The sequence below is a fragment of the Caulobacter sp. FV1ye13L genome, from assembly GCF_058681155.1.
Genome location: NZ_CM178732.1, coordinates 828,166 through 845,752, shown reverse-complemented (window position 1 = coordinate 845,752; position 17,587 = coordinate 828,166). Strand labels below are relative to the sequence as shown.

The following is a 17,587-nucleotide window of genomic DNA, read 5'->3' as shown; positions in this document are numbered from 1 at the left end:
GATAGCGGACCCCGCCCCCCCTGTCATCCAAAACAGCAGGGCCAGAGAGGATCAGCCGGCCTTGGGCTGGTCGAAGAGGCCCCACAGCGCCAGATAGTCCGGCGACAGGGTCAGGCCGATCGGCGGCGGGCCGGGCGCGCGGCCGCGGCGCATGCAGAGGGTCAGATATTCCAGGGCCGTCTTCACGCCATGGCCGGAATAGGGCTTGCCGATCACGCCGCAGGCGCCGGCGAAGTCAGCGGGCAGGCGCTTGACGTTGGCGGTCATGAACAGGGCCAGGGCGCCGCAGTCGTCGTGAATGCGGCGCGCCACGTCCACGCCCGTGGGGCCGTCGCACAGATGCACGTCGACCAGGGCCAGATCCGGCTGCAGGTCGCGGGCCAGGGTCAGGGCCTCGTCCGAACTCATGGCGTGACCCACCAGGCAGCAGCCGGCTTCCTCGAGCAGGAATTCCAGCTCCGTGGCGAGGAGAACCTCGTCTTCGACAATCAGAACGCCGAGCGGTTGCTCGTTCATCACTCATCCTCGCCCGTACTATTGAGGCGCGCCGTTCATGGGCAGGTTGATCACAACGCGCGTGCCTGGCGAGGCGTCCGTCGTCAGGCACTTCGCCTTCAGCTGCTGGCACAGCAGCTGAACGATCGTGAGTCCAAATCCGGACGACCTCGTCGAAGTCTCCACCCCAACGCCGTCATCGGTGATTTCGATCCGGAACTCGCCGTCGATTCGACGGATGCCGACGAAGACTCGTCCTGAACGGCCTTCCACAAAGGCGTGGCGCATGGCGTTGGACAGCAGTTCGCTGATCACCAGGGCCAGGGGCGCGGCCTTGGCGGCGTCCACATCCACCCGCTCCAGGTCGAGGCTGAACTGGATATCGTCGCGGCCCGACGCGCCGATCACGTCGGCCACCAGGTCGCGCACGAAGGCCGAGACGTCGAAGCGTTCGACATCGTCGCTCTGGAACAGGCGCCGGTGCACGGTGGCGATGGCGCTGACCCGGTCCAGCATGCCGCGCAGGGCCTGTTTCACGGCCGGGTCGGCCACCCGCCGGTTCTGCAGCAGCAGCAGCGACGAGATGAGCTGGAGGTTGTTCTTGACCCGGTGATCCACCTCGTGGAGCAGCGCGGTCTTCTGCTCCAGGGCCTGGGTCAGCGCCTGGGTGCGCTCGGCGACCAGTTGCTCCAGATCCTGTTGCCTTTCGTTCCACTGGGATTCGACGCGCTTCTTGTCGCTGATATCCAGCTGCGAGCCGAAAAAGTGGGTGATGGCTCCGCTGCTGTCGCGCACCGGGCTGAGATAAAGGGCGTTCCAGAAGGGCGACCCGTCCTTGCGATAGTTCAAGAGTTCGCAGGCGATATCCTGGCCCGCGCTGATCGCCGCGCGCAGTCTCGCCCGCTCCAGCGGATCAGTGTCGACGCCTTGCAGGAACCGGCAATTGCGACCGATCACCTCGTCGCGGCCATAGCCGGTCAGGCGCAGGAAGGCGTCGTTGGCGAAGATGATGGGATTGTCGGCCTGGGTGGCGTCGGTGACGATCGTGGCCATGGGCATGGACCGGATCGCCGCAGCGAAAGGATCCTCGGCCCCGTGACTGGCCGCCAGAGCATCGGCGGCGCGCAGGGATTGCGAATAGTCTGTCATGCGACCGCCCGGCTCGACATCCATCAGCTCCCATCCGCCTCAACGTACCGACCTCGCGCCGGTTCCGGATAGTGTCAGCTGGCCAACAGTCTCCCAAAACAGGCGCGGCGTGAACCCGCCTTGGGTTCACGCCGCGCGCGCGGGACGACAAAGGGGAGGGTGAGCGTCCCGTGATGGCGGTTACCTGGGCTGGTAGATCTTGTCGAAGACGCCGCCGTCGGCGAAGTGCGTGGCATGCGCCGTCTTCCAGCCGCCGAAGGTGTCGTCGATGGTGACCAGCGGGATCTTCTTGAACTTGCCGGCATATTTGGCCGCCGCGCCCGCATTGCGCGGGCGGTAGTGGTGCTTGCCGATCAGGTCCTGGGCCAGGGGGCTGTAGAGGAAGTTCAGATAGCCCTGGGCGGCCAGGCGGGTCTTGTGGCGCTCGACGTTCTTGTCGACGATCGCAACGGGCGGCTCGGCCAGGATCGACAGCGACGGATAGACGATGTCGAACTTGCCCGGCAGTTCTTCCTGCGCAAGGTAGGCCTCGTTCTCCCATGACAGCAGCACATCGCCGATGCCGCGCTGGCTGAAGGTGGTGGTGGCGCCGCGCGCGCCGGTGTCGAGGACCGGCACGTTCTTGAACAGTTGCTCGACAAAGGCCTGGGCCTTGGCCGGGTTGCCGCCGGGCTGCTTCAGCGCCCAGGCCCAGGCGGCCAGATAGTTCCAGCGCGCCCCGCCCGAGGTCTTGGGGTTGGGGGTGATGACCTCGATGCCTGGCTTTACCAGGTCGCTCCAGTCCCGGATCTTCCACGGGTTGCCCTTGCGGACCATGAACACGATGGTCGAGGTATAGGGCGTGGAGTTTTGCGGCAGGCGCGACTGCCAGTTGGCGGGCAGCAGCTTTGCCCGGGTGGCGATCTCGTCGATGTCATAGGCCAGCGCCAGGGTGACGACATCGGCCTGCAGGCCGTCGATCACCGAGCGGGCCTGCTTGCCCGAACCGCCATGGCTCTGGTTGATGGTCAGGGTCTGGCCGACCTTTTCCTTCCAGTACTTGGCGTAGGCGGCGTTGATGTCCTTGTAGAGCTCACGCGTCGGGTCGTAGCTGACGTTCAGCAGGGTCAGGCCCCTGACGCCCTGCGCCTGGCTCTGGCCGGCGATCAGGGCCGGCGCGGCGAAGGCCGCCGCGCCGGCTGATGCTGCGCCAAGGACGCCCCGACGCGTGGGTTTCTCGAAACGACGGGTCATGGGGCATCCTTGGGTTGGCGGGGTTTGGGTTAGAACGCGTACTGGGTTCGCAGCGACCAGATATCCAGGTCCTGGCCGACCTGGGCGCCGGCGACCGGGGTCGAGCCGGCGACGAAGGCCGTGCCGCCCGGCGACAGGCGACGGACCTCGACATTGCGATAGGCGCCCGACACTGTAACGACGTTGTTCAGGTACCAGTTCACGCCCAGCGACAGGATAGTCTGCTCGCCGCCGCGGATCGCGCCGGGCAGGGCCGGGTTGCCGGGGCCGCCGGCCAGGTGGTTGAGGTCGAAGGTCGAGTAGCGGGCGGCCAGTTCGACCGCGCCCCACTGGGCCTTCTTGGGATTGAACGGCTTGGCCGGACGCGGATTGTCAAAGCCGGCGGTGGCGATGTTGTAGCGACGCGGCTCGCCGGTCAGGGTCCAGCCGGCCTGGACGTACCAGCCGTCGAACTTCGGGTCGCTCAGGGCGCCGGTGCGACGCTCGACATCGATATTGAAGTACTCGGCCTGGGCGTAGAGGTTCCGGAGCTGGGCGCCCAGTTCCAGGCCCAGGGCGGTGACGCCGTCGGCGTCGATATTGCCGGTGTCGATCAGGCGCGTGCCGTCGACCCGCAGCTCCGGACGATCGCGCAGGCGGATATTGGTCACCGCGCCGCCGGCCGAGGCCACGTCGGGGCCGCCGGCGGCCGGGTCGATGATCAGGTTGGCGTTGGCTCCCACATGGATCAGCCAGTCCTTGCCCTTGAAGGGCACATAGGCGACGCGACCGACAAAGCCCAACTGCTCGTCATAGGTCTGGGTGGTGACGGTGTTGCCGGTGACGGCGGCCGAGGCATTCCAGCGCTCGCCATTGGCCAGCAGGCCGATGGCCGCGCGGCCGTCGCCGCCGGCCAGGCCGCGCACCGTCTCGGCGACCGAGGCGCGCTCGACAAACAGCGAGCCGGTGTTGTTGGATGCGTCTTCCAGGCTGGTGACCGGGGCGTAGATGCCGGCCCGGACCTTCACCGGATAGCCGCTGTATTGCACCCAGGCCGACGAGATCTTGCCGGCCTCTTCTGTGCCCGAACCGCCGAAGTCATAGATCATGTTGTAGTCGAAGGCGCCGAAGGCCTTGCCCTCGATGCCGATGCGGGCGCGGCGGATATTGGCGCCGTCGCCCAGGTCGCGGGCGCGGTCGTTCTCGGCGGCGTCGCCGAACGAGCCGCGGCGGAAATCCGTCGACAGCGGGCCGGCGTCGCGCTGGTCATAGATCGCCGCGTCGGCCTGGAAGATGCCGCGGACCGACACCGAAAAGGCGCCGTCGCCGGTGGCGATGGTTGGGCGGGCGTTGGCCAGGGTGACGGTGGTGGCCGACTGGGCGGCGCGGACGTCCTTGACGTTGGCGGCGGTGGCGGCCTTCAGGTCGGCGATCTGACCGGACAGGGCGGCCAGCTGGGCTTCCAGAGCGGCGATGCGGGCTTCGGAGTCCTGGGCGGTCTGGGCGTTGGCGGCGCCGGCCATCGTCAGGAACGAAACGCCGGCGATCAGCGCGGTTCGCAGGGTGGTCGTGTTGGTCGTCATCGTATTCCCCTTTCGGCCCGCCTCGGCGGCCCGTCCTGCTTGAGCTAGGGAAAACGATTATTCCTAGCTCGTGAATAGAGATTAGAAAAGCCGGCCGTGAGAAAAACTGCAGGCGCGGCTCAGCCTTCCGGCGAAGGCCGGAAAAACTTCAGTCGACACAACGAGATATCGCTTAACGAGCCGTTATTCCTTCCGGGACAATTCGTCACAGTCCAGCTTGTCCGGGCGCCCAAAACGAAAAACCTCCCGCCGCGGGGTGCGCGACGGGAGGTCTGAAATCGATAGACTGGCGCCCGGGCCGGGCGCCTGGATGCAGGGTTAGAACATCGCCCGGCCGGAGAGGCGCAGGTTGTAGCGCTTCTGTTTCTTGGCGGCTTCGACGCCGCCCTCGAGGGCCAGATACGACATCGGCGTGCCGGCCTTGATCGCAAAGCCCAAGGTCGCGGCGCCCTGCTTGTCGTCGAGCGCGGCCAGGGTGAAGGGGTTGCCGTTCTTGAACCGGGCGACGGTGTCGCCGGTTTCGCCGGCCAGGGTCTGGCGATAGCCGACCCGCACTTCCGGGCGCCACCAGACGTCCTTGCCGAAGTCGGCGCCGAAGGCGATGCCGAACTCGCCGCTCAGATTGCTGGAGGTGCGCTCCTCGACGGTCAGGTCGAAGCCCGCGCCGCCGCCGGCTTCCTTGCGTTCGCCCTCGCGCAGCCAGACATAGTCGACCCGGCCTTCAGGACGGACATAGTAGCGGCCGAACTTCTGCTCATAGCCCGCGCCGGCGAAGGCGTTCAAGGTCGCGCCGTTCCAGTCGGCGCTGTTGGCCAGGATCAGGTCGGCCACGCCGTCGGCATTGGCGTCCGGCGCGATGAAGCGACGATCGCCGGTGAACCAGCCAAAGCCGCCGCCGCCGCCAGCGTTCAGGCGCCAGCCGCCGACCGACCGGCGCCAATAGGCGCCGCCCTGCACGAACGAGGCGGTGGTCTGCTCGCCGACCTTGGCGACGATGTCGTGTTCCTCGACGTTCACATAGGCCAGGGTCAGGCCCAGGGCCCCGCCCGCGTCGCCCATGGCCTCATAGCCGGCCACGAAGCCGAAGGCCTGGTTGTCCGAGCCCGCCGTGTCGCCGGCGTCGCGACGGACCAGCGAGTTGATTTCCTGGATCCACAGGCTGTCGGGGCCATAGCGCTCGCCCGGATCGGGCCGCACGGCGGTGGCCGCCGAGATCATCTGGTTGGCCGCCTGCAGCGACGAGAACAGGCCCTCGCCCTGGTCGGGCAGCATCTGGTCGTACAGGCCCAGGAAGCCGTCCTTGCCGTTCTGGGCCAGGAAGGTGGTCGACAGGTCCTTGTTGTCGCCCAGGGCCGTGAACACCGCGTCATAGGCGCCGGCCTGCGAGCGGCTCATGCCGATCTCGGCGGCCGAGCGGCGACGCACGTCGATATAGACGTTGTTGGCGTCGGCCCGGCTGGAGGCGACATAGAGATAGGGCGAATCGGCCAGCAGGGCCTGGCCGATCGAGCCGACCGTCAGGCTGCCCGCCGAGATCACCGTGTAGGCGGTGGGCTGCTTGACCAGGCCGGTCAGGCGGATGCCCAGCTCGGCGCCGCTGGCGATGCTGGCCGCGCCGGAGACCTGCAGCTTGGTGTTGGTCCCGGCCGTCGGATCGGCGGTGAACAGGATCTTGCCGGTCGAGCCGACATTGAGGCTGGTGGCGTTGATCGTGGCGGCGTTGGAGATGCCCAGGCTGCCCTTGCCGACCGTGATCGCCAGCTTGCCGTCGGAGTCGGTCAGCGCGCCCAGCACCAGCGAGCCGTTGTCGACCACGAACGTATCGGCGCCGGCGCCGAACGAGATGTCGCCGATGACCGTGCCGTTCAGCACCCTGAAGGTATCCGCGCCCGAGCCGAAGCGGATCGCGCCCAGCATCGAGGGCTCGTCGCCGTCGTCCACGCCGTCGCCGTCCGCGTCTGCGTCGGCCACGCCGTCGGCGCCGTCGTCGCCATCGGCCAGGCCGGCCTGGATCAGGGTCACGCCGGTGGTGTTGCGGCTGACGTCGATGGCCACTGACTTGCCGGTCACCGTCTCGTTGCCGGGCAGCAGGTCGGTGTCGTCGGTGTCGGCCGCGTCGTCGGTGGCCACCACCGAGGTCGAGATCTTGCCGTTGTTGGTGATGGTGGTCAGCAGGCCCGAATAGTCGATGACGCCATAGGCGTTGCCCTTTTCGCCGCCGACCGTCGAGGTGATCGCCCCGTCGTTGCGGAAGGTGGTCATCGAAGCGCCGGCGTCGATGGCGACGGCCCGCGAATCGAAGGCGCCTTCAGACACCGTGAAGACCGACATCGAGCCCTGGTTCCACAGGGTGGGAACGCTGGCCCCGGCCTTGAGATGCACGCCCGTGGCGTTGGCCTCATAGGCGCTGGAGGCCAGGGTCGAGGACAGCTTGACGCCGCCCGCCAGAGTGGTCGCCTGGCCCGCATTGCCGCCGATCTGGATGGCCGTGGCGGTGACGCCGTCAAAGACGCCGGCGGCGCTGATTGCGCCGCGCACGACCAGGCCATAGGCGTTGTCGCCGGTTCCGACCGCGCCCAGGGTGACCGTTCGGGTGTCGGAGCCGATCAGCAGGGCCGGAGCCGCGCCGAAGGTGGTCAGGGCCGCAGCGCCTTCGCTGGCGTCGGCAATGCCGTCGCCGTCTTCGTCGGCCTTGGTGGTGTCAGTGTCCTTGGGCGGGATGTCCAGCAGCACGCCGCCGGCCACATTGGCGGTGACGCGCACGGCCGAACCGCCCTGCAGCAGGTCGTCGGCGTCGAGCTTGGCGCGGTCCGCCGCGAGCGGGGGGCGCGTGGTGTAGCGATAGCCGGTGGCGTTGACGCCGCCCTGCACCACGAAGGCGCCGCTGACATCGCCGTCGATCGCGACGCCGACCGAGTTCTTGCCGATCACCGAGACGCCGCCATTGACGGTGACCTTGCCGGTCACGGGGGCGGCGACGCGGATGCCGGCGCCGTTGTCGCCCAGCACATTGATCGTGCCGTTGTTGGTGAAGTTACCGGTCAGGGCGCTTTCCAGCGACACGCCGGCCGAAGTGTTGCCCTCGATCGAGATGACGCCGTTGGTCTCATTGACGATGTTGCCGGTGAAGGCGCCGGGGCCCGTCAGGCGGATGCCGAAGCGGTTGGAGCCGGTGGCGAAGGGGCCGTCGGTGTCGGTGTCGGAATCGGTGTCGGTGGGCGTGTAGTCTTCGTTCAGGGTGATCGCGGCGCCGTTGCTGACCGAGCCGGTCTTGCCGCCCAGGATCAGGATGCCGGTCGAGTCGTTGACGCCGACCGTGGCCAGGGTCCCCAGGCTGGTGACCTTGTGGTTGCTGTCCAGCGTGATCAGCGCCCCGGCGGTGGTCGGCTTGATCGAGCCGTCCGCCGTCACCCTCACGTCGTCGGCCGCGCCATTGTTGGCGGTCGACGTCGCGATCGGCGTGGTGCGGGCTGTCGTGACAGAGGTTTCAGCATAAGCGCCAAACGCCAAAGCCAGGAGAGGAGCGGCTGCGACTGTCGCGACCAGGACCTTGCGCTGCATTACGAACAACCACCTTGGATAAGAACCCAGCCCCTAACTTGCGTCACGTTGCGGCGAAATTGCGGTGAGCAACGTCAACGACACGCATTAGAGCGGCCAACCGTCTATCGCATGGCATGCCGGGGCGCCATATCTGGTTCGTCGAATCCCCTCAGCGGCGAAAAACGAGGCACTGGTCCATGTCGCCGGAGAAATATTCAGTCCCCCTGGTCTCGCGCCTGCTGGGCGGAGCAGCCCTGCCTCTGATCGTCGGGCCTGCCGCGATTCTGACCCTGGCGGCCACCGGCGCCGCGCAGATGGGTCCCGCTCTCGTGGCCGCCATGGCCACGGCTGCAGGCGGGCTCTATCTCAGCGCCAGGCACCGGGCGACGCAGGCGCGCCAGCGTCCGGTCGCCACCCTTGCCCCTGTCGCCGAGCGCAGCGGACCGCCCTACGGGGTGATTCTGGAGCGCCTGCCCGATCCGCTGATGGTGATCGCCGGCGAAGAGGCCGACGATCTGACCGGCCGCCGCTTCGTGTTCGCCAACGCCGCCGCCCGCGAGCTTTTCCGGATCCAGCGCGAGGGGACCCTGCTGGTCACCGCCGTGCGCAACCCCCAGGTGCTGGAGGCGGTTGACGAGGCCCTGTTCGGCGGCATCGAGCGGGCCGTGGAATATGAGACCGGCGGAACCCAGGGGCGCTCGTGGATCGCCCTGGCCCGGCCGCTGAGTGGCGGGCCCGATGGGGCGCGCCTCGCGATGCTGGTGCTGCGCGACGAGACCGACGCGCGCCGCAGCGAGCGCACCCGCGCCGACTTCCTGGCCAATGCCAGCCACGAGCTGCGCACGCCCCTGGCCTCGCTGTCCGGCTTCATCGAGACCCTGCGCGGCCATGCCAAGGACGATCCCGGCGCGCGCGACAAGTTCCTGGGCATCATGCTGGCCCAGGCCGAACGAATGTCGCGGCTGATCGACGACCTGATGAGCCTGTCGCGAATCGAGCTGAACGAACACATCGCGCCGCTGGGCCGGGTTGATCTGGCCATGGCCGCGATCGACGTGATCGACGCCCTGGCGCCCCAGGCCAAGGAAAAGGGCGTGGGCTTCGATCCCGTCCTGCCGCCGCGCGGCGCGGCCGTGGTCGAGGGCGACCGCGACCAGATCATCCAGGTGATCCAGAACCTGGTCGACAACGCCATCAAATATACCCCCCGCGACGGGGTGGTGCGCGTCGAGATCTATCCGGGCCTGTCGGCCGACGCGGCGGCGACCCCGCGTGATCCTGGCGCGGCGCGGATGTCGCTGCTGACCCCCGACCACGCGGCCGGCGAGCGCTATGCGGCCTTGCGGGTCACCGACCGGGGGCCGGGCCTGGCCCGCGAGCACCTGCCGCGCCTGACCGAGCGCTTCTATCGCGTCGAGGGCCAGAAGAGCGGCGACCGTTCGGGCACCGGCCTGGGCCTGGCCATCGTCAAGCACATCATGAACCGCCACCGCGGCGGCCTGACGGTCGAGAGCGTGCTGGGCGACGGCGCGACCTTCGGGGTCTATCTGCCGATGGCCAAGGCCGTGGCCGAGCGCGCCGTGGTCGCCGAGGCGCAGGCCTGAGGCCCGCCTCCCGGAGCCTCCGGGAAGCGGGCGTCGTCGTCAGAACAGCTTTCGCAGGGACACCCGCATCACCCGTCCGCGAGGATCCAGATAGTCCTCCTGATAGGTGATCGGCGTTGTGCCGTCCGGGGCGCGGACCGTCTGGCGGGCGTCGAACAGGTTGTCCACCGAGGCGCTGATCCGCGCGCCCCGGAAGAACGGCTTGCCACGCAGGGCCGGCTGGGCCCCCAGATCGGCGAACAGGCGAAGGTTGACGGTGGTCAGTTCCGAGAACGACAGGTCCTGGGCGCCGACCGCGCCCGAGCCGCGCACGACGGTGCCTTCCTGCCAGCGGGCGTTGAAGCTGGCCCCCAGACCGCTGCGCGAGAGATTGCCCTGGACGTCGATCTGGTTCTTCGGCGTACCGCCGCCCGAACCCAGCGAGGCGCCGTCCAGCAGATCCAGGGTCGGCAGGCCCGTGCGGATGGTGATCTCGTCGGTAAACTTGACGGTGTGATAGACGCCGATCTGGAACGTGCCCGCGCCGGGCGGCCCACCGCCCCCGCCAAAGCCGCCGCCGAACCCGCCGCCGGGGCCGCCCGGGCCTCCGAACCCGCCAGGTCCGCCGAAGCCGCCAAAGGCAGAGGCGGCGCCGGCGGACCGCGCGCCGCTGGCCGCCGTCTGGGGCGGCGGACCGTCACCAGCCGGGGGGGCGCGTTCGGTCGTGGCGTCCGGCCGGCCGGCGGCCTGTCCGGCCGGGGTCGCGCCCGAGTCCGCAGCCTGGGTCTGCCCTGGGGCTCGGGTCTGGGCCTGGGCCTGGGCTTGGGCCTCCAGTCTTTGCCGGAACTGACCGGGCTGGGGCTGGGGGCCAAACGACTTGCTGAAGGTGAAGCCGGTGCGCAGCTCGTCGGTCTGGCGACGGTCGAAATTGACCGGCCGCGCGTCGATCTGCACCAGCCGGCCTGACGCATTGCGCACGAAGCGCTCGGGGAAGGCGTCCTCGATCTGGCTGGTGGCCGTCGGGAAGCTGGAGATCAGGTCGTCGGTCCGGGACCGGGTATAGTTGGTCGTCAGGGTCAGGTTGGTCTTGTCGAACGGCTTGAGGCTCAGGCCCAGCTTGATGACCTGGCCTTCTTTCTCACGCAGCGCGCGATTGCCGCCGGTCAGGCGCGAGATCATCGCCGTCTCGCCGCGCCGGAAGTCATAGACCTGCACGCCGGGGGTCAACTGCTCGGGATCGCCGATCTGCGCCAGACTGGGCGCGCCCTGGTCGCGGGTGACCGAGGCGATGATCCGCAGCTTCTCGATGGGTGACCAGTTGGCGCCGTAGCCGATCGTGGTCAGGGTTCCGAAGTCCGACAGCCTGTCGGCGGCGAGATTCAGGTTCAGCGACAGGTTGCCCAGCCCCGGCAATACGTCGTTGCGCACGCTGGTCAGGGGCAGGTCGAAGTTCAGCTTGGCGCTGCCGATGTCGCGTGACAGCTCGCCCGACCGGGCGACCCCGGCCCTTACAGAGTCGCTCTCCAGCTTGACGGTCTCGAACCCGCCCGTGACCGTCGAGGTGACGGCGCCGGCTGGAATGCGCAGCAGGGTTCCGCTGAGATCGCCCTGGACATCGGCCGAGGTCGAGATCGAGTTGGAAATGTCACGATAGGCCAGGCCGCTGATCACCCGCTCGGTGGTGCTGTCATTGCTGGCGCGCTCGGCGTTGCCGGTGACGCTCCAGCGCCAGCCCTTGACCGCGCCGATCACGCCGCCGCCCAGATGGCCGGTCAGGCTTTCGGCCTGACGGCGCAGCGGACCGCTGGCCAGGGTGTTGAGGCCCAGCCAGCTGGTGGCGTCGCTGCCCTCGAGGCTGGCGTTGATCGTGCCCGACACCCCGTCCTTGATCGGACGCGACAGCACGCTGTTGAGCGCCCAGGTCGTCTGTTTGGGGATCAGGCTGCGGAAGACCGCGTCCGATCGCGGCTGGTTCAGGTCGCGCTCGGCCTCATACAGGGCGCTCTGGTCGCTGACCTTGGCGTCGACCATCACGCGGGTGTCACGCTGGATGCGCAGGTGGTTGAGGCGCGCATCGACCGTATCGCCGCCGCCCGACTGGGTGGGCAGCTTGGCGCCGGCTTCGACCGTGGTGGCGCGGAAGCGGCGGCGCAGGACCAGGTTGATGACCTTCTGGTCGGCGCGATAGCCGTATTTCAGTGCGACCTCCTCGGGCAGGATGTCGACCCGGGCGATGGCCTCGGTGGGAAGGTCGCGCACCTCGCCGAAATTGGAGATACGGCCGCCATTGACCAGGATCCCCGGACGCCCGCCCGCCGCGCCGCCGCGGGCCGACGAGGTCTGGGGCTCCAGGGCGGTGATCAGTTCGGAAACCGTCGAGACGCCATAGGCGCGGATGTCGCGGGGCGACAGCTGCAGTTCCGGCGCAATGTCGCCGATCACCGCGCCGGGCTGCTGGCGCGAGGCGGTGACGGTCAGGGCGTCGACTTCATAGGCGTAGTCGTCCGCCTCGGGGGACGCGACCCCGGCGGCCGGCGCCGTGGTCTGCCGAGCCATGGCCGGGGCGGCCATCAGGGCGGCGCAGGCGCCCAGCATCAGGGCGGATCGCAAACGGCGCGCCGCGCTGTCGTCGGGCTGGGGTGTCACATAGTTATTCAAGTCAGATCTCCAGACGGTCCCATGGCGCGAAAGAGGGGCGCACGCCAGACAATGCGCGCCGGGACCTGCGCCGGAACGGTCATGCCGGAGCTTCGTTGCGTCGCGATTACAGGACCGCTTCGATCTGTTTCAGCTTGGCCACGTTGGCGGGGTGGGATCGGGGCCGGCCGCTGTCTTTAAACTGTCACTGAAGCGTCGCATAAGCACAGCGCCGGGCGGGCATAGCTCCAGCCGGGCGGGACGACGCGTTGGGCGTCGTCATCGCAACCTCTCGCGCAAGACCCCGCCGCACGCATGCTGACCTGGCTCTCGCTCCTGTTTCTGGCGCTGTTTTCCGGCATCGCCTTCATGCTCGGCAAGCGCCGAGCCGTGGCCAATGCCGGCGGCGCCAAGCGCGTCCTGCATTCGCTCCCCGGCTACTACGGCGGCTATGCCGCCCTGTGGGCCGGTGCGCCGGCCGCCCTGCTCCTGCTGCTGGGCGCCATGTTCGGCGACCGGGTCGAGGACGCCATGCTGCAGGCTCAGCGCCCGGCGATCCTGCAGACCCAGGATGTCGATCGCCAGGCGGTGTTCTTCAGCGACGCCCAGGCCATCGCCCAAGGCATCTCGCCCAGCGAGATCACCTATGAGGGCGAACTGAAGGTCGCCCTCGACGCCAAGGTCGCCGAGGCCCGCCGCATCGACGCCCTGATCCGCTACAGCGTGCTGGGCCTGGCCGGTGTGGTCGCCCTGGCCGGTTTCCTGCTGGCCTTCCCGCGTCTTTCCGCCGACTTCCGGGCTCGCAACAAGGTCGAGGGCTGGGTTGGCGGCCTGCTGATGGCCTGCTCCATCCTGGCCGTCCTGACCACCCTGGGCATCGTCCTGTCGCTGGTCTGGGAAAGCTGGCGCTTCTTCCAGAGCGTCTCGCCGCTGTCGTTCCTGCTGGGCACCGAGTGGAGCCCGCAGATCGCCATGCGCGAAGACCAGGTGGCTTCGGAAGGCGCATTCGGCGCGGTTCCGCTGTTTGCCGGCACCTTCCTGATCATGATGATCTCCATGGCCGTGGCCGCTCCGGTGGGCCTCTACTCGGCGATCTATCTCTCCGAATATGCCAGCCGCCCGGTGCGCTCGACCATCAAGCCGCTGCTGGAGATCCTGGCCGGCGTGCCGACCGTGGTCTACGGCTTCTTCGCCGCCCTGACCGTGGGTCCGCTGTTCCGCGCCGGCTTCAACGCCCTGGGCGCCACGATGATCGGCGGCCCGCTGGACGGCGTCGGCCAGTACCTGATGGAAGTTCAGAACCAGATGGCCCTGGTGGCCGGGGTGGTGATGGGCATCATGCTGATCCCGTTCGTCTCCTCGCTGTCGGATGACATCATCAACGCCGTGCCCCAGGCGCTTCGCGACGGCAGCTATGCGATGGGCGCCACCAAGTCCGAGACCGTCAAGAAGGTGGTCCTGCCCGCCGCCCTGCCGGGCATCATGGCCGCCATGCTGCTGGCCATCTCTCGCGCCGTCGGCGAGACCATGATCGTCACCATGGCCGCCGGCCTGCAGGCCAAGCTGACCGCCAATCCGCTGGACACCGTCACCACCGTCACCGTCCAGATCGTCACCCTGCTGACCGGCGACCAGGAGTTCGACAGTCCCAAGACCCTCGCGGCCTTCGGTCTGGGTCTGACCCTGTTCGTCGTCACCCTGGGCCTGAACATCATCGCCCTGCGCATCGTCCAGAAGTATCGGGAACAGTATGACTGACGCCGCCGCCCCCGCTGGTTCGGTTCGCGCCCCGCAGACCGACGCCCAGATCGCCATGGAAGCCCGTCTCAAGAAGCGCCACCGCGCCGAGACCTGGTTCAAGGCCCAGGGCCTGATGGCCATCACCATCGCCATGATCTTCCTGGTGGTGCTGGTCGGCCGCATCGTCGGTCAGGGCTACACCACCTTCCAGACCCACACGCTGAGCGTGCCGGTCTATCTGAACCCCGAGCGCATCGACGTCGCCGACCTCGAGGGCGTCAATTATGACTACATCGTCGCCGAAGCGATGATGAAGAAGCTGGGCGTGGTCGATGACGACCTGGGTCTGGTCTCGGGCAAGGTGATGGATCTCACCTCGCGCGACCTGGGCTTCCAGCTGCTCAACCAGCTCAAGGCCGACAAGTCGCTGATCGGCAAGACCGTCACCGTCACCGGCCCGTTCAAGGCCGACGCCGACCTGTACTACAAGGGCGAGATCAAGCGCTCGACCGTGCAGGAAGACCGCAAGCTGGACGACCAGCAACTGGACTGGCTGGACCAGCTCGAGAAGGACGGTTCGGTCAAGTCGGGCTTCAACTTCGCCTTCTTCACCAATTCGGACTCTACCGAGCCGGAACAGGCCGGGGTGCTGGGCGCCGTGGTCGGCTCGGCCATGATGCTGCTGATCACCGCCCTGATCGCCGTGCCGATGGGCGTGATGGCCGCCGTCTATCTGGAAGAGTTCGCCCCGAAGAACCGCTGGACCGACGTGATCGAGGTCAACATCAACAACCTGGCCGCCGTGCCGTCGATCGTCTACGGCCTGCTGGGCCTGGCCCTGTTCATCAACTGGCTGCACGTGCCGCGCTCATCACCGCTGGTCGGCGGCCTGGTGCTGGCCCTGATGGCCCTGCCCACCGTGATCATCGCCACCCGTTCGGCGCTGAAAGCCGTGCCGCCCTCGATCCGCGAAGCCGCCCTGGGCGTCGGCGCGTCCAAGACCCAGACCGTCTTCCACCACGTGCTGCCGCTGGCCATGCCCGGCGTGATGACCGGCGCCATCCTGTCGCTGGCCCACGCCCTGGGTGAAACCGCGCCGCTGCTGATGATCGGCATGGTCTCGTTCGTGCCCGGCGTGCCCGAGGGCTTCACCGGCGCCGCCACCGTCCTGCCCGTGCAGGTGTTCATCTGGGAGAACGCTTCCGAGCGCGCCTTCCACGAGCGCACCGCCGGCGCCATCATCGTCCTCCTGGTCTTCATGATCATCATGAACGCCGCGGCCGTTATCCTGCGCCGCCGCTTCGAGCGTCGCTGGTAGAAACATGATCCTGAACCCTTCCGCCCTTCCCCTCGTCCAGGGACACGCCATGACCACCCGCAGCCCCGACGATTCCGTCTCCGCGCCCGTCATCAAGACGGCCTCGGCGCAGACCTATCCGCCGGCCTCGACGCACGAGATCAAGATCCGCGCCAAGGACGTCAACGTGTTCTACGGCGACAAGCAGGCCTTGTTCGACGTCAACATCGACATCCCCGGCAAGTCGGTCACCGCCTTTATCGGCCCGTCGGGCTGCGGCAAGTCGACCTTCCTGCGCTGCATCAACCGCATGAACGACACCATCCCGTCGGCCAAGGTCTCGGGCGTGATCGCGATCGACGGAAATGACGTCAATCTCAAGAGCGTCGACCCCGTGGTCCTGCGCTCGCGCGTCGGCATGGTGTTCCAGAAGCCCAACCCGTTCCCCAAGACCATCTTCGAGAACGTCGCCTACGGCCCGCGCATCCATGGCCTGGCCACCGGCAAGGCCGAGCTGGAAGCCATCGTCGAGAGCAGCCTCAAGAAGGCTGGTCTGTGGAACGAGGTCGCCGACCGCCTGCACCAGCCCGGCACCGGCCTGTCCGGCGGCCAGCAGCAGCGCCTGGTCATCGCCCGCGCCATCGCCGTCGGTCCCGAAGTGATCCTGATGGACGAGCCCTGCTCGGCCCTGGACCCCATCGCCACCGCCCGCATCGAGGAACTGATCGACGAGCTGCGCAACCAGTTCTGCATCGTCATCGTCACCCACTCGATGGCCCAGGCCGCCCGCGTCTCGCAGAAGACCGCCTTCTTCCACCTGGGCAAGCTGGTCGAGAGCGGCACGACCGAGGAGATGTTCACCAATCCTCGCGACAGCCGCACGCAAGACTACATCACCGGCCGCTTCGGCTAGGGACGACCACGACATGACCGAGCATACCGTCAAATCCTACGGCGAAGAGCTGAACCACCTCACGGCCGAGGTCACCCGCATGGGTGGCATGGCCGAGGCCCAGATCGCTGACGCCGTCGAGTGCATCGCCCGCCGCGACGCCCCCCTGGCCCAGCAGGTCGTCGCCCGCGACGAGCGCCTGGACGCCCTGCAGGGCGAGATCGAGCGCAAGGCCTTCAAGCTGATCGCCCTGCGCCAGCCGATGGCCGTGGACCTGCGCCACGCCGTCGCCGCGCTGAAGATCTCGATGAGCCTGGAACGCTGCGGCGACATGGCCAAGAACATCGGCAAGCGCGCCCTGATCCTGACCGACGCCGAGCCCATGACCGCCCTGACCCGCTCGATCGAGCGCATGGGCAAGCTGGTCGAGGGCCGTCTGAAGGACGTTCTGGACGCCTACAGCGCCTCGGACCTGGAACGCGCCAACGGCGTGTGGAGCCGCGACGAAGAGGTCGACGAGCACTACAACGCCATCTTCCGCGAACTGCTGACCTACATGATGGGCGATCCGCGCACGATCAACGCCTGCGCCCATCTGCTGTTCGTGGCCAAGAACCTCGAACGTATCGGCGACCACGCCACCAACATCGCCGAGATCATCCACTTCGAAATCACGGGCGAGGAGATCATCTCCAAGCGTCCCAAGCTCGACACGCCGCGCTAAAGGAAACCCAGGCTTTGACTCCGTATGTTCTGGTGGTCGAGGACGAGGACGCCCTGGCCACCCTCCTGCACTACAATCTCGACAAGGAAGGCTATCAGGTCGGCCTGGCCGGTGACGGCGAAGAAGCCCTGACCATGGCCAGCGAGCGCGCCCCCGACCTGGTGATCCTGGACTGGATGCTGCCCAAGGTCTCGGGCATCGAGGTCTGCCGCCGCCTGCGCGGCCGGGCCGAGACGCGCAACGTGCCGATCATCATGCTGACCGCTCGCGGCGAAGAGAGCGACCGGATTCGGGGCCTCGACACCGGGGCCGATGACTATGTGGTCAAGCCGTTCTCGATGGTCGAACTGACCGCCCGCGTCCGCGCCGTGCTGCGCCGCATCCGTCCGGGCCTGGCCGACGACCGCATCACGGTCGGCGACATCATCATCGACCGCGTCGCCCACCGCGTGAAGCGCCAGGGCAAGGAGGTCCATCTGGGCCCCACCGAGTTCCGCCTGCTCGACTACCTGATGCAGCACCCCGGCCGGGTGTTCAGCCGCGAACAGCTGCTGGACGCCGTCTGGGGCTCGGACGTCTATGTCGAGGCGCGGACGGTGGACGTGCACATCGGCCGCCTGCGGAAAGCGCTGAACGGCTCGGCGGACGGCGATCCGATCCGGACCGTGCGTTCGGCGGGGTATTCGCTGGATGTTGAGGCGGCTTAGGTTTCTGCGGAGTGGTTGCGGGGAC

General features: G+C 68.0%; 12 protein-coding genes. 6 read left to right on the top strand and 6 right to left on the bottom strand.

Annotated features, from left to right (window positions below):
• Positions 1-51: 51 nt before the first annotated feature.
• The 5 genes from ACW176_RS03830 to ACW176_RS03810 form a co-directional block, all read right to left on the bottom strand.
• Positions 52-516 (bottom strand): response regulator, encoded by a 465-nt coding sequence (locus tag ACW176_RS03830; protein WP_492110953.1) that lies wholly within the window; start codon positions 514-516, stop codon positions 52-54.
• Positions 517-534: 18 nt separating this feature from the next.
• Positions 535-1,668 (bottom strand): photosensory histidine protein kinase LovK, encoded by a 1,134-nt coding sequence (gene lovK / locus ACW176_RS03825; protein WP_492110952.1) that lies wholly within the window; start codon positions 1,666-1,668, stop codon positions 535-537.
• Between the two features lie 156 nt (positions 1,669-1,824).
• A complete protein-coding gene (locus ACW176_RS03820; RefSeq protein WP_419319020.1) occupies positions 1,825-2,877 on the bottom strand; it encodes a sulfate ABC transporter substrate-binding protein in 1,053 nt (350 codons plus the stop codon).
• Positions 2,878-2,906: 29 nt separating this feature from the next.
• Positions 2,907-4,439 (bottom strand): OprO/OprP family phosphate-selective porin, encoded by a 1,533-nt coding sequence (locus tag ACW176_RS03815; RefSeq protein WP_492110951.1) that lies wholly within the window; start codon positions 4,437-4,439, stop codon positions 2,907-2,909.
• Positions 4,440-4,757: 318 nt separating this feature from the next.
• Entirely contained in the window at positions 4,758-8,000 is a 3,243-nt protein-coding gene (locus ACW176_RS03810) for an autotransporter domain-containing protein (RefSeq protein ID WP_492110950.1), read from the bottom strand.
• Between the two features lie 179 nt (positions 8,001-8,179).
• Here ACW176_RS03810 and ACW176_RS03805 point away from each other — a divergent pair, with 179 nt between their 5' ends.
• Positions 8,180-9,586, top strand: a complete 1,407-nt coding sequence (locus tag ACW176_RS03805) for a sensor histidine kinase (RefSeq protein WP_492110949.1) — start codon at positions 8,180-8,182, stop codon at positions 9,584-9,586.
• 39 nt (positions 9,587-9,625) lie between these two features.
• On the opposite strand, the gene ACW176_RS03800 is transcribed toward ACW176_RS03805, so the two are convergent.
• A complete protein-coding gene (locus ACW176_RS03800; protein ID WP_492110948.1) occupies positions 9,626-12,223 on the bottom strand; it encodes a TonB-dependent receptor in 2,598 nt (865 codons plus the stop codon).
• A gap of 294 nt (positions 12,224-12,517) precedes the next feature.
• On the opposite strand from ACW176_RS03800, the gene pstC reads away from it, so the two are divergent.
• From pstC to phoB, 5 genes are read left to right on the top strand one after another with little or no spacing between them, the layout of a single operon-like run.
• Positions 12,518-13,960 (top strand): phosphate ABC transporter permease subunit PstC, encoded by a 1,443-nt coding sequence (gene pstC, locus ACW176_RS03795; RefSeq protein WP_492110947.1) that lies wholly within the window; start codon positions 12,518-12,520, stop codon positions 13,958-13,960.
• Positions 13,953-15,260, top strand: coding sequence for a phosphate ABC transporter permease PstA (gene pstA, locus ACW176_RS03790; protein WP_492110946.1), 1,308 nt, complete (start codon positions 13,953-13,955; stop codon positions 15,258-15,260). The genes pstC and pstA overlap by 8 nt, the downstream gene beginning before the upstream one ends.
• Positions 15,261-15,309: 49 nt before the next feature.
• Positions 15,310-16,152, top strand: coding sequence for a phosphate ABC transporter ATP-binding protein PstB (pstB, locus tag ACW176_RS03785; protein ID WP_492110945.1), 843 nt, complete (start codon positions 15,310-15,312; stop codon positions 16,150-16,152).
• Positions 16,153-16,165: 13 nt separating this feature from the next.
• Positions 16,166-16,855 (top strand): phosphate signaling complex protein PhoU, encoded by a 690-nt coding sequence (gene phoU, locus ACW176_RS03780; RefSeq protein ID WP_419319012.1) that lies wholly within the window; start codon positions 16,166-16,168, stop codon positions 16,853-16,855.
• 14 nt (positions 16,856-16,869) lie between these two features.
• The gene (gene phoB, locus ACW176_RS03775; protein WP_419319011.1) at positions 16,870-17,562 is read left to right on the top strand and encodes a phosphate regulon transcriptional regulator PhoB; all 693 of its coding nucleotides are present in this window, start codon (positions 16,870-16,872) and stop codon (positions 17,560-17,562) included.
• Positions 17,563-17,587 lie beyond the last annotated feature (25 nt).